20 protein-coding genes are annotated in these 17,987 nt (G+C 68.9%); 11 read left to right on the forward strand and 9 right to left on the reverse strand.

The features are described from left to right. Positions 1-10 precede the first annotated feature (10 nt). On the reverse strand, positions 11-289 hold the full coding sequence (locus tag ABQ271_RS00145; protein ID WP_349309545.1) for a hypothetical protein: 279 nt from the start codon (positions 287-289) through the stop codon (positions 11-13). Positions 290-566: 277 nt separating this feature from the next. Here ABQ271_RS00145 and ABQ271_RS00150 point away from each other — a divergent pair, with 277 nt between their 5' ends. Both ABQ271_RS00150 and ABQ271_RS00155 read left to right on the forward strand, forming a co-directional pair. Next, positions 567-827, forward strand: coding sequence for a hypothetical protein (locus tag ABQ271_RS00150; RefSeq protein WP_349309546.1), 261 nt, complete (start codon positions 567-569; stop codon positions 825-827). A 257-nt stretch (positions 828-1,084) separates the two neighbouring features. Further along, positions 1,085-2,113: an FUSC family protein gene (locus ABQ271_RS00155; protein WP_349309547.1), complete on the forward strand. Its 1,029-nt coding sequence runs from the start codon at positions 1,085-1,087 to the stop codon at positions 2,111-2,113. Between the two features lie 51 nt (positions 2,114-2,164). Here the strand turns inward: ABQ271_RS00155 and ABQ271_RS00160 are convergent, their stop codons facing one another. The 3 genes from ABQ271_RS00160 to ABQ271_RS00170 form a co-directional block, all read right to left on the reverse strand. After that, positions 2,165-2,410, reverse strand: a complete 246-nt coding sequence (locus ABQ271_RS00160; RefSeq protein ID WP_349309548.1) for a hypothetical protein — start codon at positions 2,408-2,410, stop codon at positions 2,165-2,167. Positions 2,411-2,516: 106 nt separating this feature from the next. Further along, positions 2,517-2,801, reverse strand: a complete 285-nt coding sequence (locus tag ABQ271_RS00165) for a metal-sensitive transcriptional regulator (protein ID WP_349309549.1) — start codon at positions 2,799-2,801, stop codon at positions 2,517-2,519. Beyond that, positions 2,798-4,444: an FAD-dependent oxidoreductase gene (locus ABQ271_RS00170; protein WP_349309550.1), complete on the reverse strand. Its 1,647-nt coding sequence runs from the start codon at positions 4,442-4,444 to the stop codon at positions 2,798-2,800. The genes ABQ271_RS00165 and ABQ271_RS00170 overlap by 4 nt, the downstream gene beginning before the upstream one ends. A gap of 186 nt (positions 4,445-4,630) precedes the next feature. On the opposite strand from ABQ271_RS00170, the gene ABQ271_RS00175 reads away from it, so the two are divergent. Beyond that, positions 4,631-4,837, forward strand: a complete 207-nt coding sequence (locus ABQ271_RS00175; protein WP_018187833.1) for a cold-shock protein — start codon at positions 4,631-4,633, stop codon at positions 4,835-4,837. Positions 4,838-4,841: 4 nt separating this feature from the next. On the opposite strand, the gene ABQ271_RS00180 is transcribed toward ABQ271_RS00175, so the two are convergent. After that, on the reverse strand, positions 4,842-5,519 hold the full coding sequence (locus ABQ271_RS00180; protein ID WP_349309551.1) for an HAD hydrolase-like protein: 678 nt from the start codon (positions 5,517-5,519) through the stop codon (positions 4,842-4,844). Between the two features lie 44 nt (positions 5,520-5,563). On the opposite strand from ABQ271_RS00180, the gene nucS reads away from it, so the two are divergent. Continuing rightward, positions 5,564-6,250 carry an endonuclease NucS gene (gene nucS / locus ABQ271_RS00185; protein ID WP_349309552.1) on the forward strand — a complete coding sequence of 229 codons (687 nt, stop codon included), beginning with the start codon at positions 5,564-5,566 and terminating at the stop codon, positions 6,248-6,250. 6 nt (positions 6,251-6,256) lie between these two features. On the opposite strand, the gene ABQ271_RS00190 is transcribed toward nucS, so the two are convergent. Further along, positions 6,257-7,471 (reverse strand): MFS transporter, encoded by a 1,215-nt coding sequence (locus ABQ271_RS00190; protein WP_349309553.1) that lies wholly within the window; start codon positions 7,469-7,471, stop codon positions 6,257-6,259. A gap of 66 nt (positions 7,472-7,537) precedes the next feature. On the opposite strand from ABQ271_RS00190, the gene ABQ271_RS00195 reads away from it, so the two are divergent. The 7 genes from ABQ271_RS00195 to mnhG all read left to right on the forward strand — a co-directional run bounded on the left by ABQ271_RS00195 (position 7,538) and on the right by mnhG (position 14,847). Beyond that, positions 7,538-8,578, forward strand: a complete 1,041-nt coding sequence (locus tag ABQ271_RS00195; protein ID WP_349309554.1) for a LacI family DNA-binding transcriptional regulator — start codon at positions 7,538-7,540, stop codon at positions 8,576-8,578. An 83-nt stretch (positions 8,579-8,661) separates the two neighbouring features. Further along, positions 8,662-11,577 (forward strand): Na+/H+ antiporter subunit A, encoded by a 2,916-nt coding sequence (locus tag ABQ271_RS00200; RefSeq protein ID WP_349309555.1) that lies wholly within the window; start codon positions 8,662-8,664, stop codon positions 11,575-11,577. Further along, positions 11,574-12,095, forward strand: coding sequence for a Na(+)/H(+) antiporter subunit C (locus ABQ271_RS00205; protein ID WP_349309556.1), 522 nt, complete (start codon positions 11,574-11,576; stop codon positions 12,093-12,095). Before ABQ271_RS00200 ends, ABQ271_RS00205 begins: the two co-directional genes overlap by 4 nt. Then, complete coding sequence (locus ABQ271_RS00210) at positions 12,092-13,663, forward strand: Na+/H+ antiporter subunit D (protein WP_349309557.1); 1,572 nt, start codon at positions 12,092-12,094, stop codon at positions 13,661-13,663. The genes ABQ271_RS00205 and ABQ271_RS00210 overlap by 4 nt, the downstream gene beginning before the upstream one ends. Next, complete coding sequence (locus ABQ271_RS00215; protein ID WP_349309558.1) at positions 13,653-14,222, forward strand: Na+/H+ antiporter subunit E; 570 nt, start codon at positions 13,653-13,655, stop codon at positions 14,220-14,222. The genes ABQ271_RS00210 and ABQ271_RS00215 overlap by 11 nt, the downstream gene beginning before the upstream one ends. Continuing rightward, on the forward strand, positions 14,219-14,494 hold the full coding sequence (locus ABQ271_RS00220) for a monovalent cation/H+ antiporter complex subunit F (RefSeq protein ID WP_349309559.1): 276 nt from the start codon (positions 14,219-14,221) through the stop codon (positions 14,492-14,494). Before ABQ271_RS00215 ends, ABQ271_RS00220 begins: the two co-directional genes overlap by 4 nt. Next, complete coding sequence (gene mnhG / locus ABQ271_RS00225) at positions 14,491-14,847, forward strand: monovalent cation/H(+) antiporter subunit G (RefSeq protein ID WP_349309560.1); 357 nt, start codon at positions 14,491-14,493, stop codon at positions 14,845-14,847. Before ABQ271_RS00220 ends, mnhG begins: the two co-directional genes overlap by 4 nt. A 3-nt stretch (positions 14,848-14,850) precedes the next feature. Here mnhG and ABQ271_RS00230 read toward each other — a convergent pair whose 3' ends face one another. Genes ABQ271_RS00230 through ABQ271_RS00240 form a run of 3 tightly spaced genes read right to left on the reverse strand, consistent with a single transcriptional unit; the run spans position 14,851 to position 17,968 of the window. After that, complete coding sequence (locus ABQ271_RS00230) at positions 14,851-16,746, reverse strand: YhgE/Pip domain-containing protein (RefSeq protein ID WP_349309561.1); 1,896 nt, start codon at positions 16,744-16,746, stop codon at positions 14,851-14,853. Continuing rightward, the gene (locus tag ABQ271_RS00235; RefSeq protein WP_349309562.1) at positions 16,743-17,360 is read right to left on the reverse strand and encodes a hypothetical protein; all 618 of its coding nucleotides are present in this window, start codon (positions 17,358-17,360) and stop codon (positions 16,743-16,745) included. Before ABQ271_RS00235 ends, ABQ271_RS00230 begins: the two co-directional genes overlap by 4 nt. Further along, complete coding sequence (locus ABQ271_RS00240) at positions 17,357-17,968, reverse strand: TetR family transcriptional regulator (RefSeq protein WP_349309563.1); 612 nt, start codon at positions 17,966-17,968, stop codon at positions 17,357-17,359. The genes ABQ271_RS00235 and ABQ271_RS00240 overlap by 4 nt, the downstream gene beginning before the upstream one ends. Positions 17,969-17,987 lie beyond the last annotated feature (19 nt).

The raw sequence follows: 17,987 nt of genomic DNA on the forward strand, positions 1-17,987 counted from the left end.
GTCGTGCTCCTTACGAGTTGGTCGAGCCGATTTGGACGCCGGTGCCGTTGAACGCCTTGTGGTAACCGTTCCAGATGCCACCCTGCGTCTGAGAAGTCACGGGGCCTTGCTGTACCCGCTGCGACGTCGTCGCCCACGGGCCGCCGGGGTAGACCTGATAGCGCAGCTGCAGCCCTGCGTTCGGGCTGCTGCCTCCGCAGCCAGTGTCGAGGTACGTGTTCCCGCCGGCGTTGGAGAACGAGATCTGGTACGAGCGGCCGGAGAGGATCCCGCCCCCTGAGCAGCTCACGACGGGGCTCCGGAGCGATCGGTTGGTCGACGGTACCGCTCCCACGCCGTCACGTACAGAGGCGTCCCTTGCTCGGAGAGATAAAACTGTTCCGCAAAATCGCAGGTCGCAGGCATAGAACACTACCGAACGCTCCATCGGGATCAGCGTTGATGACGTCGCGTCTGTCGAGTAATACGAGTACCCGTGGTCCGAGGTGCCGGAAACGCTCGAGCAACTCACGATAGAGAAGCCAGAGATACTGCGCGAATGGGTACGCGCGTATACGAAAGGGCCGGTGACTGAGGCGTCGAAGACCGATGAAGAGGAGCTCAAGGGTAAGCAGACGCAGTCCAGCAGATTCCTGCTCAAGGACGGTAGATCGGTCGAGGTCAGCGCGATCTGGGTCGGGCCGAAGGACGTGATCGTCGTGTGGCCCGATGGATCGGTCGGTGAGACGACATGGGGCTCGCCCGACCTCTTCAACTTCTACGAGACCTCCGGATCGGTTCGAGAGGTCGGCGCGGACGAGCGTCCGATCGTGTCTTTGCCCAACTGAGCGAGCCCGAGTTGGTAGCGGCCGACTGACAGGCTGGCGACGTCAGTTCGGGTTGAGGTGATTCAGGACCTGACGGTGCTGACGCACGAAGACGTCGACATCCTGCCTCCTGCACCGGACGACACGGCACGCAGATCGAGCGCTTCCGGAAACAACTCTTGACCTGGGCGTTGGAAAGGATCTGGGCCATCCCTGGAACGCTCCTCGAGGTACCTTCGTCGTTTCCCGGCCCCGCCGCAGGCTCGTAGGCTCTTCAGGTGAGTGCTTCGCGTGGCCGGATCTGGACCGGGGTCATCCGCGTCGCGCCCTACGACCGCGATCACACGGTCGCGGTCCGCGCGGCGATCAGCGTGGGCGTCCCGCTGCTCGTCCTCTGGGCGATGGGCCGGCTCGATCTCAGCATCTACGCGAGTTTCGGAGCCTTCGCCTCGCTCTACGGGCGCACCGACCGGATCGGCGATCGGATCCGGATGCAGGCGTCCGCCGGCGCGGTCCTGGTCACCGCCATGCTCATCGGCACCGCCACGTCGGTCGCCGACCTGGCCGCACCGTGGGCGATCGTCGTGGTGTCGGCCGGCGCCTCGATCGTGACCCTGCTCGCGTACTCGGCGCAGTGGCATCCACCCGGCGCGCTCTTCATCGTGTTCGCCACGGGGGCCACGGCATCCGTTCCCGCTGATACCACCCGACTGATCGACGTCCTCGCCGTCGGCCTCGCCGCGGTGGTCTTCTCCATCCTCATCACACTCGCGTATGAGGCGGTGTCCGCACGGTCGCTGCCGGACCTCTCACGAGGGAAGGAGCGCATCCCGGTCGGCTCGGTCGCGGCCGAGATGTCGCTCACGGTCGCCATCGGCACCCTTCTCGCAGGGATGCTGGGGCTCGTGCTGTTCGACGCGCACTGGTACTGGGCGATGGTCGGGGCGGTCGCCGCGGTGAGCGGTCCGCACGTCAAGGCCCGCGTCATCCGCGGCGTTCAACGGTTCGTGGGCACGGTGATCGGCGTCCTCCTCGCCGCGGCGATCCTCGCTCTCGACCTTCCGCCCCTGGCGGTGATCCTGATCGCGATCGCACTGCAGGCGGTTGCCGAGCTCTTCGTGGGACGCAACTACGGCATCGCGATGGTCTTCATCACGCCGCTGGCACTGCTCATGGTGCAACTCGCGGCGCCGACGACCGCGACCGTCCTGCTCACCGACCGCCTTGGCGAGACCGTCGTGGGAGTCGCGACGGGAACCGTGGTGGCTGTCGTCTCGGCGTTCGCCCGCCGCCGCGCGGCCCGCTGACAGCGGGGAGCTGGTCGGATGAGGGCGGTACGGCGAACGAGTGCTGCCCCGTCAGCGCGCCGCGATAGGTCGGTCGCGATGACGCAGAGGTCGCGTCAGAGCGATCGCCCCGAGCGCGAGCGCGAGCAATCCCACGAGGCCCAGCCAGAAGACGTCGAGTGCGAAGAGGTTGCCTGCCCCTCCTTCGCGGTCGACGCGGTCCATCTGCGCGTATGAGTTGAGGCCCGCGAGGACAAGTAAAGCGAGCCCCAGTGCGACGAGGACTGCTCCGGATACGATGCTGACCGTTTTACTCATCGGGCTCTCCCTGACGGTGGCATGCGGCGAGGACTGTCGCAACGTCACCCACAGTAGGGCGCCACTCCTCGATATTCCACGAAGTCTCACGGACTCGGCGGACACCTCAGCTCAGGGAGAGGAACAGCTTCTCGAGCTCTGCCATGCGCACGCGTCCCTCATCGCCATCGTCCTCCGTGAGGCACTGCTGCATTGCGGCGGCGATCACCGCGAACCCGGCCCGGTCGATCGCACTCGAGACAGCGGAAAGCTGCGTGACCACCTCGCGGCAGTCTCCGCCTCCCTCCACCGCGGTGATCACCGCGGTGAGTTGGCCCTGCGCGCGCTTCAGCCGGTTCGCGATCCGGCGGGCGGCATCTGCGTCGTGCACGGTGGTCGACACGTCACTCACCCCTTCTCTCGCAGCGCGGCCTCGAGGCCGTCGGTCCAGGTGAGCCACCCGCCGTCGAGATTGCGGACGTCGTGACCGAGCTGCTGCAGGATGCGGCTGGCGGTGTGCCCGCGCTGCCCCACCTTGCAATGGACGATCAGCGGAGCGTCCGGCAGTTCGCCGTGCCGTTCGCGCAGCTCGTCGAGCGGCAGGAGGATCGACCCGGGGATCGCGCCCGCCTCGTGCTCGCCCGTCGTCCGCACGTCGACCACGACCGCGCCGGCTGCGCGAGCGGCATCCACTTCATGCCACTGGATCGTGCGATCCGTTCCCGTCGCGAGGTTCTCGGCGACGTACCCCGCCATGTTGATCGGGTCCTTGGCCGACCCGTATTGAGGTGCGTACGCCAGCTCGAGCTGGGAGAGAGCGGATGCCGTGAGCCCGGCCGTCATCGCGACCGCCAGGACGTCGAGCCGCTTGTCCACACCGGCCCGCCCCACGAGCTGCGCGCCGAGGAGAAGGTCGGTCTCGGGGTCGATCAGGAGCTTCATCGCCATCTGTTCGGCACCCGGGTAATAGGTGGCATGCGAGAACGGATGCGTGTGCACGACGCGGTGGGCACGTCCTGCCGCGCGCAGGCGCCGTTCGCTCCACCCGACGAGTCCGACCGTGAGGCCGAGGACCCCGACGATCGTGGTGCCGAGGGCGGGGGTCGCCGGTACGGTCGCGGCTCCGGCGATGTCGTCGGCGACGGCCCGGCCGTGCCGATTCGCGAGCCCCGCCATCGCGACGAGGGTGGCCTCGCCGTCGAGGTGGTCCGACTTCTCGACCGCGTCGCCTGCCGCCCAGATCCCCGGGACGTCGGTGCGGTGCCTGCCGTCCACCGCGATCCCGCCCGTCGGACCGAGCGCGATGCCGGCTGCCTCTGCGATACGCACATCGGGACGCACTCCGCGCGCGTCGACGACGAGATCGGCGGCCACCTCCGTGCCGTCGGACAGCGTGACCCCGTCGGCGTGGATACGCGTGATCGTCGTGCCCGTGCGAAGCTCCACCCCCGCATCCGTCAGCGCGCGGTGCACCGGCGAGGCCATCTCGGGATCGAGAGGGCTCAGCACCTGCGCGCCGCGCTGCGCGAGTGTGACGTGCGCCCCGCGCGCCACGAGGTTCTCCACGGCTTCGATCCCGATGAACCCGGCACCCGCGACGACCGCCCGCGGCGCCGGCAACCCGGACAGAACCTCGGTGATCGCGTCGACGTCCTCGACGCTCCGCAGACTGATGACGGGTACGCCGTCACCAGGGATGCCGCCGGTGACCCGTGCCCCCATGGCCAGCACCAGGTCGTCGAACTCCTCGACCCGCTCCGCGCCGGCGTCGAGGTCGCGAACCGTGACGGTCTTCGCGGCCGTGTCGATCGCGACGACCTCGTGACGGACGTGCACCTGCAGGGCGAACCGAGCGGCGAGGGATGCCGGGGTTTGAAGCAACAGCGCGGATCGATCCTCGATCACGCCGCCGACGTAATAGGGGAGACCGCAGTTCGCGAAGGAGACGTCGGGCCCGCGTTCGAAGACGACGATCTCACGCTGTTCGTCGAGCCGGCGCAGACGCGTGGCCGCCGACATCCCGGCCGCCACACCCCCGATGATGATGGTGCGCATACCTCGGAGGATACCCCTGGGGGTATCACGACGTGTCTTTCGCTTGTCATGTTGACTACCGAGAGGGGTCCGGCAGGCAACGTTTGTGTCACCTTAGGTCACAGGGGGAGACAGCGGGCGCCATGACAGCTAGGTTGGGGAAGGACCGGCGCACGTGTCGTCGGCATCAACGAAGTAAGGCAGTTCATGAGCGTCAGCGGTACCGTCAAGTGGTTCAACTCGGAAAAGGGCTTCGGGTTCATCGCCCCCGATGAAGGCGGCGCCGACGTCTTCGCCCACTACTCAGCCATCGAATCTTCGGGCTACCGCTCGCTGGAAGAGAACCAGCGAGTCGAGTTCGACATCGCCCAGGGCCCCAAGGGCCTGCAGGCGGAGAACATTCGCCCCGTCTGAGGTTTCACACCTCAGTTGTGAGGAGCAGGCGGCGGAGCTCGACCATCGTGTCGACCGCCGCCTGCGCTCCTTCACTCTCGTGGGGCCAACTAAAGCCCCACCGTACGAAAATGACGGGGACGCCGTTCGCGGCGGCCCCGTCTACGTCGTGGTGGCGGTCTCCGATGAGAATCGGACGGCTGATGTCCGCACCTGCTGCCGTCAGGCGGCGGAGCGCCTCCGCCACGATGTCGGCCTTCGAGGCCAGGGTCATCTCGTCGGGCGTCGCGCCGGCCATCGCCTGCATGTGCTCTGAGAGCCCGAAGTGCTCCATGAGCGCGACGACCTGATTCTCGGGCTTCGAACTCGCCGTCGCCTGCGGGATGCCCGCTGCCGCGATGTCTGCGATGAGCTCTCCGACGCCCGGGTAGAGCTCGACGTTCGCAGTGAAGCCGTCTGCTCTGCCGAGAGCGCGGTAGTACGACACTGCCTCGGTGGCCTGCTCCGGCGTCATCCCGACGTTCTTCTGGAACGATTCGTACATGGGCGGCCCGATCCAGTGGACCAGTTCTGCCCGCGTCGGCGGCGCGTACCCGAAGTGGGTCAGGCACCGGTCGAGCCGGCTGAGGATGCCGACGGATGCGTCGACGATGGTGCCGTCCACGTCCCAGAGGATGCAGGACCAGGGGGAGCGTGTCGTCATGCATCCAGCCTAGAGGGACGGATGCCGCGGGTAGGCTCGTCGCCGTGCGTCTCGTCATCGCCCGTTGCTCCGTCGACTACACCGGTCGCCTGAACACGCATCTGCCCCCCGCCACCCGCCTGATCATGGTCAAGGCGGACGGCACCGTCGCGTTCCATCGCGACATCCAGCACCAGCCGTTGAACTGGATGAGCCCGCCCTGCACCCTGACGGTGATCGAGCCGGGGGAGGACGACATCGACGTCGTCGAGAAATGGCGCGTCACGCATGCGAAGACCGGTGACGAGCTCACCATCCGCATCTACGAGGTGCTGCACGACTCTTCGCACGAACTCGGTGTCGACCCGGGACTGGTCAAGGACGGGGTCGAAGCCGATCTGCAGCGGCTGCTGTCCGAACAGGTCGGCGTGATCGGTGAGAACCTCACGCTCGTGCGGCGGGAGTTCCCGACCGCGATCGGTCCGGTCGACCTGCTGCTGCGAAACCCCGAGGGCGGCACGATCGCCGTCGAGGTCAAGCGTCGCGGCGACATCGACGGTGTAGAACAGCTCACCCGCTACCTCGAACTCTTGGGGCGCGATCCGCACCTCGCTCCCGTCACCGGCGTCTTCGCCGCGCAGGAGATCAAGCCGCAGGCGAAGGTCCTCGCGACCGATCGCGGCATCCGTTGCGTCACCCTCGACTACGACGAGATGAAGGGCATCGAGTCGGGAGCCCCCCGCCTGTTCTGATCTCGCTCAGTGGCTCGTGCCGCGGGTTCCTGGCAGGGGCTTGGCGGCGCCGGAGGCGAAACCGGATGCCGCGACCAGCGCCGCGATGATGAACAGCGTCGGCAGCAGGCCGATGTGGGTGCTGATGAGGCCGAGGACCGGCGGGCCGCAGAGGAACGCGACGTAGCCGATCGTCGCCGCTGCGCTCACTCGCGCCGCGGCCCGCGCCGGGTCGTCTGCCGCGGCCGACATCCCGAGGGGGAAGCCGAGCGATGCCCCGATGCCCCACAGCGCAGCGCCGACGAAGACGAGCGGCAGGTTCGGCGCCAGGATGAACAGCAGGATGCCGACCACGGCCGTCGCGGCGAGGACCCGCAGCGTCGCGACCCGGCCGAAGCGGTCGACGAGCGGCCCGCCGAAGACGCGGACGACGGTCATCGCGATCGAGAACACCGTGAGGGCGGCGGCGCCGAGCGCGAAGCCTCCCTTGTGATCTTCGCTGACGCCCAGGGCCAGCCAATCATTCGCGCCGCCCTCGGCGAACGCCATGCCCAACATGACGACGCCGAGAACGTAGGTACGGGGTTCTCGCCACGCCGACAGCGCGGTCGAGAGGCGGTCACGCCAGCCGGTGGGCGCGTCGTCTGCGGAGCCGAACTCGCGGTGTGGAACGTAGCGGTAGGCGATGACGGCGAGTACGACGATCGCGACCGCCACGACGGTGGTGTGGGGGACGACGGCGATCCGCGCGCTCGCCGCGAGTGCTCCGATGCCGGCGCCGATGACGGTGCCCAGGCTGAAGAACGCGTGGAACAGCGGCAGGATCGTCTTCTTCACCTCGACCTCGATCGCCGCACCGTCGACATTCATCAGCACGTCGAGCGTGCCGTTGCCGAAGCCGAACAGCGCGAGGCCGACGAGGACGAGGGGGAGCGAGGGGATGACGTCGGTTCCGATGCCGATGAGGAAGATCCCGCCAGCCAGAACCAGCATCACGAGCAGCATCCCGAGGCGCGTGCCCAGCCGCGCCGCGACGACGGACGCGACGGACAGGCCGATGATCGAGGCGGCACCCATGCCGAGGAGCAGCAGGCCGATCGTGGCGTTGTCGATGTCGAGCGCGGCCTTGATCGACGGCACCCGCGACGCCCACGTGGCGATGCTCAAGCCGCTTGCTGTGAAGATCGCAAACACGGCGAGGCGCCATGTCCACAGGCGGGAGGCGGTCAACTCGAGGGTCATGACGGTCACTCTAGCGGGATCTCCGAATCGATTCGACAATCCGCTTCCGGCGGCTACGATCGAGGCATGAACAGCCGCCGAGCGACGATTTCCGACGTCGCGCGCGAGGCCGGAGTGTCGGCGTCGACGGCATCCGTGGTCTTCAGCGGCAAGGTCGCCGTCTCGGACGCGACCCGCGCGAAGGTGATGAAGGCAGCGGATGCACTGGGGTATTCGGGCCCGGATCCCCGCGCGGCGTCGCTTCGCACCGGGCGGGCCGGCGTCGTCGCCGTCCTCTTCCGCGAGCGCCTCGGCACGGCGTTCCGCGACCCCGTGACGACCGCCATGATGGACGGCTTGAGCGATGCAATCGGTCCGATCGGAGCCGGCATCCTGCTCCTCAACGAAGATGGCCCGGTCGAGACCGGCCCGACGCTGACGACCGCCCCGCTCGACGCGGCGATCCTCCTCGGTTGCAACGAGATCCTGCAGTCGTCGGTCGACATCCTTCGGCGTCGCGGCATCCCCGTCGTCGTGATCGAGGGCGATGCCGGTCCCGACGTCCCGCGCGTGCTCCTCGACAACGTCGAAGCGCAGCGCACCGCGGCCGAGCACCTGCGCTCACTCGGCCACGAAGACGTCGCGCTCGTGACATTGACGAAGGATGCCGCGCGCCCCCGCGGTTTCATCGACGACCCCGCGCAGATCACCGTCGAAGTCACCCGTGACAGGCTGCGCGGTGCGCGAGAGGTCTTCCCCGACGCGCCCGCCTACGCCGTCGGGGCCAGTTCGATCGACGAAGGGCTCGCGGCGGGCCGGGTGCTCCTCGCGGGCCACCGTCCGACGGCGATCATCGCGCAGAGCGATCTGCTCGCCGCGGGCGTCATCCGCGCCGCGGAGGAAGCCGGTCTTCGCGTGCCGGAGGACCTCAGTGTCACAGGCTTCGACGGCGTGACGGTCGACGGGCTCGCCCCGTACGTACTCACGACACTCGTGCAGGACTCGATCGCCAAGGGGCGCGCCGCAGGCGAGGCCGTCGTGGCGATGCTCGAGGGTCGGGAACCGGCATCCCTCACCCTCACCTGCACATTCCGACGAGGGAACACGACGGCGCCGGTATCGGTCTGACCTGGGAGGTGGCCGGGCGCCGCCTTTGTCTCAGCCGGTAGACTGAACATCTCGACCCCCGCGATTGCACAGAGGAGGCCAGGTTGCTGATCCTCCTCGCGGCGTTCGCGCTCGTGCCGCTTCTTCTGCCGGCCCTCGTCGCCCGCCTCGGGTCCCGCACATTCCTCGTGGCCGCGCTCGTTCCGATCGCCGCTTTCGTGCACACCGCCCTTCAGGGTCCGCGCGTTCTGGCGGGAAGTATCCCGTTCGAGACATACGCCTGGATCCCGGACCTCAAGGTCCAGCTGTCGATGCGGATGGACGTTCTCGGGTGGGTGATGGCGCTCATCGTCACGGGCGTCGGCGCGCTCGTGATGCTCTACTGCCGCTGGTACTTTGCCGGCAAGCGCGAGGGCCTCGCGACCTTCTCGGCGGTGCTGCTCGCCTTCGCGGGAGCCATGTACGGACTCGTCCTCACCGACGACATCGTGGTGCTCATCATGCTGTGGGAGGTCACGAGCGTCCTCTCGTACCTGCTCATCGGCTTCTATCACCGACGCGGTGCGAGCCGGCGCGCCGCCCTGCAGGCTCTTCTCGTGACGACGCTCGGCGGACTCGTCATGCTGATCGGCGTCGTGATGCTCGTCGTCCTCTACGACACCACGAGCGTCACCACGATGATCGAGACCGGCCCGATCTTCGAGGGCGGCGAGGCCGTCGCGTTGGATGCCGCGATCGTCATGCTCCTCGTCGGCGCGCTCAGCAAGTCCGCGATCTTCCCCTTCCACTTCTGGCTGCCCGGCGCGATGGCCGCTCCCACCCCGGTGAGCGCATATCTCCACGCCGCCGCCATGGTGAAGGCGGGTATCTATCTCATCGCCCGGTTCGCCCCCGCTTTCGCCGACACCGACCCGTGGCGACCGATCGTCATCGGACTCGGGATCTTCACGATGCTGCTCGGCGGGTTCCAAGCCCTCCGCGAGTCCGACCTCAAGCGCATCCTGGCGTTCGGAACGGTCAGCCAGCTCGGCATGCTGACGGTCGTCCTCGGATACGGCGAACGCAACAGCGCCCTCGCCGGTCTCGCTCTCCTCGTCGGACATGCCCTCTTCAAGTCGGCGCTCTTCCTCATCGTCGGCGTGATCGACCGTCAGCTCAGCACGCGTGACATCGGCGAGCTCTCGGGAGTGGGGCGCCAGGCGCCGACCCTCGCGACGTTCTCGATCATCGCGATCGCCTCGATGGCCGGCGTCGCCCCGACCGTCGGGTTCGTGGCGAAGGAAGCGGCACTCACCTCGTTTCTCGAGGGAGGCGCCTCGCCGGCCGCCCTCATCCCCCTCGTCGGGATCCTGCTGGGATCGGCCCTGACCGCGGCGTACGGCATCCGTTTCGTGTGGGGTGCGTTCTGGACGAAGAAGGATGCCGCCGGTGCCCCCCGCGAGCGAACCGAATGGCCCGACCCGCCGATCGGCTTCCTCGTGGCCCCCGTCGTCCTCAGCGGGTTCTCGATGGTGGCCGGGTTCGCAGCGCCGTTCCTCGACTCCGGCCTCGCGGGGTATGCCGACGGCATCCCGCTCGAAGAGGGCGGCAAGGCGTACCACCTGGCCCTCTGGCACGGGTGGGAGCCGGCGCTCTTCCTCTCGCTCGGCTCGATCGCGCTCGGCGCCGCGCTGTTCTGGATCACCCAGCGGCGCCCCGCGCCGCAGCGGATGCTGCCGTTCACCGCAAACGACGTGTACAACCTCACCCTCCGCGGGATCGCCCGCCTCTCGGTCTGGACGACGTCGCTCACCCAGCGCGGCTCGCTGCCCTTCTATGTCGGGACGATTTTCGTCGTCTTCATCGCCGCTGAAGCGACGGCACTCGCGGCGACCACCGAGTGGCGGATCGCTGTCGACGCGTGGCAGAGCCCCGCGCAACTGCTCGCGGCGCCGGTCATGATCCTCGCCGGGTTCGTCGCGATCCGCGCTCGCAAGCGCTACACCGGCGTCGTGCTGGTCTCGGTCACCGGGCTCGGCATGGTCCTGTTGTTCGCCACGAGCGGCGCCCCCGACCTCGCCCTCACACAGATCCTCGTCGAGACCGTCACCCTCATCGCGTTCGCGCTCGTGCTCCGCCGCATCCCCGCCCGCCTCGGCGACCACAACGCCTCCGTGCTGCCGATCGTCCGGGCCGTCCTCGGCATCGGGGTCGGCGTCACAATGGCGGCCATCGCCCTCATCGCGACCGGCGCCCGTGTCGCCGAGCCCGTCTCCGGACCGTTCCCCGATCTCGCCTACGAGATCGGTCACGGCATGAACGTCGTCAACGTCACTCTCGTCGACCTGCGCGGGTGGGACACGATGGGCGAGCTCTCGGTCCTCATCCTCGCGGCGACCGGCGTGGCATCCCTCGTCTTCGTGACGAACCGCTCTGACAGTCGCGTGCTGCCGTCGCTCCCGACCAGCACGGGTCGCAGCCGTCGCCCGCTCGTCGAGACCGCCGACGGCCCGCGGCCCCGTTCGACGGCACCGGGATCGACGCGCCAGGCGTGGCTCGTCGGCGGGCTGAAGGTGAAGCCCGAGAACCGGTCGCTGCTGCTCGAGGTCATCGTCCGCGTCCTCTTCCACTCGATCATCGTGGTGTCGGTGTACCTGCTGTTCTCCGGTCACAACCTGCCCGGCGGCGGATTCGCCGGCGGTCTCGTCGCGGGGATGGCCCTCGTCATGAGGTACGTCGCCGGTGGTAGATGGGAGCTGGGTGCGGCTGCACCGACGGATGCCGGTCGGCTCCTGGGTGCGGGCATGGTCCTCGCCCTGTCGTGCGCCATCGTGCCGCTCTTCTTCGGCGTCGACCCCCTGACCAGCACCTTCTGGGAAGCGGACATCTGGGGCATCGGTCACGTCGAGTTCGTCACCTCGACCATCTTCGACGTGGGCGTGTACCTCGTCGTCATCGGTCTCGTCCTCGACGTGCTGCGCTCGCTCGGCGCCGAGGTCGACCGGCAGACGCAGGCCCTGCGGGATCGGGTGAGCGCATGACCGTCTCGCTGGTCCTCGTCATCATCATGGGTGCGCTCTTCGCAGCCGGCGTCTACGCGATGCTGGAACGCAGCCTCACCCGGGTGCTCATCGGCTTCCTGCTCCTCGGCAACGCCGCAAACCTCTTCCTCCTCGTCGTGATGGGCGCTCCGGGCATCGCGCCCTTCTACGGCAGCGACACCGACGGCGAATCGTTCAGCGATCCGCTGCCGCAGGCGCTCTCGCTGACAGCGATCGTCATCACCTTCGCGATCTCGTCCTTCCTCCTCGCCCTCATCTACCGGTCCTGGCAGCTCGGGCAGGCCGACACGGTCGCCGACGACGAGGCCGACCGCGAGGTGCGCGAGCGCGGCGCCCGCGACGAAGGGGCGATGGACGACGAGATCACCGACGAGGATGACGATGCCACGACCGACTTCATCGGGACGGAGACCTCGCCCATCGTGATCCTCCACGCGCAGGACATCGCAGAACTGCGCGACGACGCGGGCGTCGACAAGCCGGGAGGTCAGCGATGAGCGCTCTCGTCCCCCTCCTGGTGACCCTGCCCCTGCTGGGCGCGGGCATCGCACTGATCTTCGGCCGTCACCGGCGGGTGCAGGTCGGCGTCTCGATCGTGACCCTGACCGTCGCCGCCGCGATCGCCGCTGTGCTGCTGTACTACGTCGACGTGAGCGGTGCGCCGCTGGCCGTGTCGGTGGGCGGATGGCCGATCCCGTTCGGCATCGTCCTGTACGTCGACCGGCTTGCAGCCCTTCTCGTGCTCGTTTCGAGCATCGTGCTCTTGGCCGTCCTCCTGTTCTCGGTGGGACAGGGCGCGGCCGACGGGGATGAGGAGACGCCGGTCTCGATCTTCCACCCGTCGTACCTGATCCTCGCCGCGGGCATCTTCAATGCCTTCATCGCGGGCGACCTCTTCAACCTCTACGTCGGGTTCGAGATCCTGCTGGTCGCCTCGTACGTCCTCATCACGCTGGGCTCCACCGAGTCCCGCATCCGGACCGGCGTCGTCTACATCGTCGTCTCGCTCGTCTCGTCGATCCTCTTCCTCTCGGCGATCGCGGCCATCTACGGAGCGCTCGGCACCGTCAACATGGCGCAGCTCGCCGACCGCATGGGGGAGCTCCCCGACGAGGTGCAGCTGGTCCTCCACCTCATGCTGCTCCTCGCCTTCAGCATCAAGGCGGCCGTCTTCCCGCTGTCGTTCTGGCTGCCCGACTCCTACCCGACGGCGCCGGCGCCGGTCACGGCGGTGTTCGCGGGACTGCTGACCAAGGTCGGCGTCTACGCCATGATCCGCACCGAGACGCAGATCTTCCGCGAGAACGACGTCAATCAGCTGCTACTGATCGTCGCGCTGGCCACGATGGTCGTCGGCATCCTCGGAGCCGTCGCGCAGGCCGAGCTCAAACGCATCCTGTCGTTCACGCTCGTGAGCCACATCGGGTACATGGTCTTCGGGCTGGCGATCGCGACCCCCGAGTCGCTCGGCGCCACGATCTACTACATGGTCCACCACATCGTGGTGCAGACGACGCTCTTCCTCGCCGTCGGCCTCGTGGAGCGTCGCGCGGGGTCCACGTCGATCCTCAAGGTCAAGGGGCTCATGCGGGCGGCACCGCTGCTGGCCGTGCTGTACTTCATCCCCGCTATCAACCTCGGCGGGCTGCCACCCTTCTCGGGCTTCATCGGCAAGTACGCCCTGTTCGATGCCGCCGCGGCCGTCGGCACCCCGATCATGTATGCGCTGATCGTCGCGGGAATCGTCACGTCGCTCCTCACCCTGTACGCGCTCATGCGCGCCTGGAACCTGTCGTTCTGGCGCGAGGAGGAGGACCACACCGAGGAGTCCGGGGTCGTCGACCGCATCTCGTACCTCGACGACGCTCCCGCCGCCGGCGTGCAGACCGAACGCCGCGTCATCCCGCGCATCATGACCGCCTCGACGACCGGCATGGTCGCCGTCACGATCGCCCTCACCGTCTTCGCTGGCCCGCTCTACCACCTGTGCGCGAGCATCGGTGCGGCGCTGCCCAACCCCGTGAGCCTCACCCAGCTGCAGGACGAGGTGAACGATGGGAACTGAGGTCCACCGCAGCGCCCTGACCGGAATCTGGCGTCAGCTGCCGTTCTTCCTGTGGCTGATCGCGCTCTGGATGCTGCTGTGGGGGCAGTTCACCGTCCTCGCCTTCCTCACCGGCACCGTCGTCGCGGTCTTCGTGACGAGCGTGTTCCGCCTGCCGCCCGTCGAGCTGTCGGGCCGCCTGAACCCCTGGTGGCTGCTCGTCTTCCTCGTCCAGTTCCTCGGCGCCGTCATCAAGGGGTCGCTCATGGTGGCGTGGCAGGTCGTCTCGCCCCGCCGACAGCCCGGAGTCTCGGTGGTCGCCGTGCCGCTCGTGACCGACGACGACCTGATCATGGCGCACGTCGGGGTCACGGCATCCCTCATTCCCGGTTCGCTCGTCCTCGAGACCGACCGGGATCGCCGCATCCTGTATCTGCACGTCCTCGGTGCGGCGACGGATGCCGAGGTCGAGACGCAGCGGCGGATGGTGCAGCGCTGGGAGGCCCGCCTCGTCCGGGCCGTCGGGTCGCGCGCCCAGCTCGAGGCCGTCCGCGCCGCGGGGAAGGAGGAGCGCTCGTGACCACCGTCCTCATCGTCGTGATCAGCGCCGTCTTCGGCGTGGCCGCCCTGCTGACCGTCTGGCGCATCATCATCGGGCCGTCGATCCTCGACCGCGCGGTCGCATCCGACGTGCTGCTCACGCTGCTCATCTGCGCCCTCGGCGCTGAGATGGCGATCAACCACCACACGCGGACGCTTCCGGTGCTGCTCATCGTCGCCGCGGTGGGCGTCTTCGGATCTGTGTCGATCGCGCGTTTCGTCGCTCGTCGAGACGGAGGAGCCGAGCAATGACCGAGATCCTCCACGTCGTGGCGCTCCTCCTGATCCTCGTCGGGGCGCTCCTCTGCCTGACCGCCGCGATCGGGCTGCTGCGTTTCCGCGACGTCCCGACCCGCCTGCACGCGGCGACCAAGCCGCAGGTGCTCGGGCTCCTGCTGATCGCGATCGCGGTCGGCCTCGAGCTGCGCTCGTGGGCCGTCGTGGCCTTCCTCGTCCCCGTCCTGCTGATCCAGTTCGCGACGGCGCCGCTGTCCGCACACATGGTGGGGCGGCAGGCGTACCGCAACGGGACGATCGACCGCCGTCACCTCCACGTCGACGAGCTCGCCGACGCCAAGGAGACGCCTCCCGGCGCAGGCGGCTGAGTCTCAGCCGATGAGGCTCGGCTGCAGGTCGCGCATCGTCCGGCGGAACGTCATGCGCGTGACTCCCGCCATGGCGACCAGCAGCGCGCCGAGCAGCCAGATCGCGAGCACCGCGGCATCCGTCCATGCCCGACCTGCCACACCGCCGTACATGACCTGCCGCATCGCGTCGACGACGTAACCCATCGGCAGCACGTGATGGAGCGCGGCGAGCGGCGCGGGCAGCGTCTGCCACGGGAAGGTGCCACCTGCGGTGACCAGCTGCAGCACCATCAACACGAGACCGACGAACTGGCCCACCGATCCCAGCCACACATTGAGCGCGAGGATGATCGCGGCGAAGGTCGCCGATGCGAGCAGCAGGATGCCGAGGGTCGGCAGCGGATGCGTGAACGAGAAGCCCAGCGCGAGTGAGAGCACGCCGAACAGCGAGACCATCTGTACGGCGCCGAGGGCGGCAGGCGTCAGCCAGCCGGCGATCGTGACACGGATGGGGGAGCGGAGCGCCGTGACGGCACGACGCGAGACCGGCTTCACGATGAGGAACAGCGCGTAGATGCCGATCCAGCCGGCGAGGGCGGCGAAGAACGGGGCGAGACCCGCGCCGTAGTTCTGCGCCTGCGTGACCGAGTCCGCCGTGATCCCCACGGGGCTGGAGAGGGTCGAGGCTTGCGCGGCGCGCGTCTTCGCGCTGTCATCCGGCAGTTTCGCCGCTCCGTCGCGGAGGCCGTCGCGGAGGGTCGCGGCACCGGCGTCGAGCTTGTGGATGCCGGAGGCCAGGGTGTGCGCACCCGAGTCGAGCTTGTGCGCACCCGCATCCGCGCTCGTGATCCCGGCAGCGAGGGTGTGCGCTCCCGTCGCCGCGGTGGCCGCACCCTTCTCGAGCTTCGAGCTGCCGCTCGCGACCTGGGCGGCGCCGTCGTCGAGTCGATCGATCTGCGCGACGGCCTGCTGCACGCGGGACTCGAGCGTTCCGACGCGGTCGCCGATCGGGTCGAGGACGTCGAGGACGTCGGCGATCTGCGCGGCGTCGAGCCCCTGCTTCTTGAGTGCGGCGGTGAGGTCCTTCCGCACCGTCGGGACGGCGGACGACACCCGGCCGGCGGCGGAGCCCACGCGGTCGGCGACGCTCCGGAGCTTCGCCGTTCCGCCCGAGACCTGCTGGGCGCCCGACGTCAGCGAGCGGAGACCGCCCGCCAGGGTGTCGACACCGGAGGCGAGCGAGTTCGCGCCCTTCGTGAGCTTCGTCGTGCCCGTCGCCAGGGTGTCCGCGCCACCGGCGAGGGTGTCGGCGCCGTCGCCCGCGGAGCCGAGCCCATCCGTCAGGGTGCTGGCTCCGTCCGCAGCGTCGATCAGCTTGACGCGGACCGTGTTGAGCGCGTCCAGCATGGTCAGGCCGGCTTCACGGACGACCTTCTCTGTCACCGTCGTCCGGATGCGCTGGACCGCCTGGGTCCCGATGGTCGAGGCGAGGTAGTTGTTGGCGTCGTTCGTCGTCAGGTCGATCTCGGCCTGGCGCGGGTCGGAAGACGAGATTGAGGCGACCGCCGACGTGAAGTCGCCGGGCAGGGTGACGGCGAAGTCGAACGCGCCGTCATCGAGGCCCGCGCGGGCACCGTCGGCATCCACCACATGCCAGTCGAAGCTGCCGTCGTCGAGCAGTGAGTCGGCGACCTCGTCGCCGAGGTTCCGGTCGGTGCCGTTGAGCGACGCGCCCGTGTCCTGCACGACGAGGGCCACGGGAACCTCCGAGAGGTTGCCGTACGGGTCCTGGTTGGCCCACAGGTACAGCCCGCCGTAGAGGACGGGAACCAGGATGAGCGCGATCAGCGCGATGACCCGCATCCGGGTGGAGGTGAGGCGTCGCAGCTCGGCGGCGAACAGGGCGGGGATCTTCACGAGAGGATGCCTCCGGTCGGGGAAGGAGGGGTGTCGAGGGCAGTGGATGCCGCGGTGCCGGCGATCACGAGGACCGCGAACCCTCGGGTGGCGAACTCCTCGGTGATGCGCCACCAGTGGCGCGGGTCGCCCCCGTGGCGGTCGGGGGACACGAGGACGAGAGCCTCGATCCCGCGCCGGAGAGCGGCGAGCTCGAGCAGCATCCGGATGCGGTCGTCGGCATCAAGCTGACCGATTGGCGTCCGTGCGAGGTGGCGCCAGCCGTGTTCGCCGAGCCACGTGCGGGCGGAGAGCGGGTCGGCACGGCGCCCGGCGAACATGAGCTCCTCTTCGACGACGCCGACGACGGTCACGTCGGGCGCCGGGTCGTTGACGTCGGGGGCGTCGACGAGCGCCGCCGCTCGGCGGACCTGGCGGGCGCTCGGCGAGCCGTCGATCATGACGGTTCCGGTGTCGGGGCGCATGCGGCCGGTGGCGATGAGTCCGAGCACCGACGGGCGCTGTTCGGTCTCCGCGGTCGCGAGTGAGACGCGGCCGGATTCGATCGCGAGGTCGGTGGGAGGGAGGATGCTGCCGGCGCGACCCTTGGACACGGCGGCGAGGGCGATCTTCACGCTGCGGCCTCCTTCAGGATCTCGTCGGCCTCACGCCAGCCGAGGCCGGCGACGCTGAGGATCGCCCGGACCGCGACCGAGGCGGCCTCGGGTCGGCTGGTGTCGAGACGGGTGATGACCGTGCGAGCCGCCTCCTCGATGAGGCGAGCGACGGTGACCGCGGGCATGTCGGTGCGGATGGTGCCCTCGTCGCGCCCCCGCGTCACGAGGGCGAGGACCCGGCGGCGGATCGGGGTCAGCACGGCGGCGGTCTCGTCGATGTGAGACTCGTCGAGGGCGACCGCCGCTGCGAACTGCACGCCGGCAGCGCCATCCCAGAGCGTCGCGGCGAGCCGGGCGAGCGCGACGGGGGCGGGGCCGTCGTCTTCGACCCCGTCAGCGAGGGCGTTGAACCGCTCGGCGCCGCTGAGGATCATGGCGCGCAGGAGCGCATCGCGGTCGTCGAAGTGCCCGTACAGCGCGCGGCGGCTGAGGCCGGCGGCGCGCGCGATGGCGTCGATCGGTGCGTGGGGGTCGCGGGCGATGGTGGCCGCCGCCGCCGCGAGGATGTCGACGCGGTTCGACGCGGCATCCTTTCGCGGACGACGCGGCGATGCGGTCGTGGTCACCCCACGAGCATACGAAGTT

The sequence above is a fragment of the Microbacterium sp. MM2322 genome (assembly GCF_964186585.1).
Taxonomy (GTDB): domain Bacteria; phylum Actinomycetota; class Actinomycetes; order Actinomycetales; family Microbacteriaceae; genus Microbacterium.

Excerpts from the sequence above, each read along its gene's own strand:
- ABQ271_RS00215 (WP_349309558.1), top strand. The coding sequence starts at position 13,653 with ATGGGAACTGAGGTCCACCGCAGCGCCCTGACCGGAATCTGGCGTCAG.
- ABQ271_RS00195 (WP_349309554.1), top strand. The coding sequence starts at position 7,538 with ATGAACAGCCGCCGAGCGACGATTTCCGACGTCGCGCGCGAGGCCGGA.
- ABQ271_RS00170 (WP_349309550.1), bottom strand. The coding sequence starts at position 4,444 with ATGCGCACCATCATCATCGGGGGTGTGGCGGCCGGGATGTCGGCGGCC.
- ABQ271_RS00210 (WP_349309557.1), top strand. The coding sequence starts at position 12,092 with ATGAGCGCTCTCGTCCCCCTCCTGGTGACCCTGCCCCTGCTGGGCGCG.
- ABQ271_RS00160 (WP_349309548.1), bottom strand. The coding sequence starts at position 2,410 with ATGAGTAAAACGGTCAGCATCGTATCCGGAGCAGTCCTCGTCGCACTG.
- ABQ271_RS00175 (WP_018187833.1), top strand. The coding sequence starts at position 4,631 with ATGAGCGTCAGCGGTACCGTCAAGTGGTTCAACTCGGAAAAGGGCTTC.
- ABQ271_RS00205 (WP_349309556.1), top strand. The coding sequence starts at position 11,574 with ATGACCGTCTCGCTGGTCCTCGTCATCATCATGGGTGCGCTCTTCGCA.
- mnhG (WP_349309560.1), top strand. The coding sequence starts at position 14,491 with ATGACCGAGATCCTCCACGTCGTGGCGCTCCTCCTGATCCTCGTCGGG.
- ABQ271_RS00180 (WP_349309551.1), bottom strand. The coding sequence starts at position 5,519 with ATGACGACACGCTCCCCCTGGTCCTGCATCCTCTGGGACGTGGACGGC.
- ABQ271_RS00190 (WP_349309553.1), bottom strand. The coding sequence starts at position 7,471 with ATGACCCTCGAGTTGACCGCCTCCCGCCTGTGGACATGGCGCCTCGCC.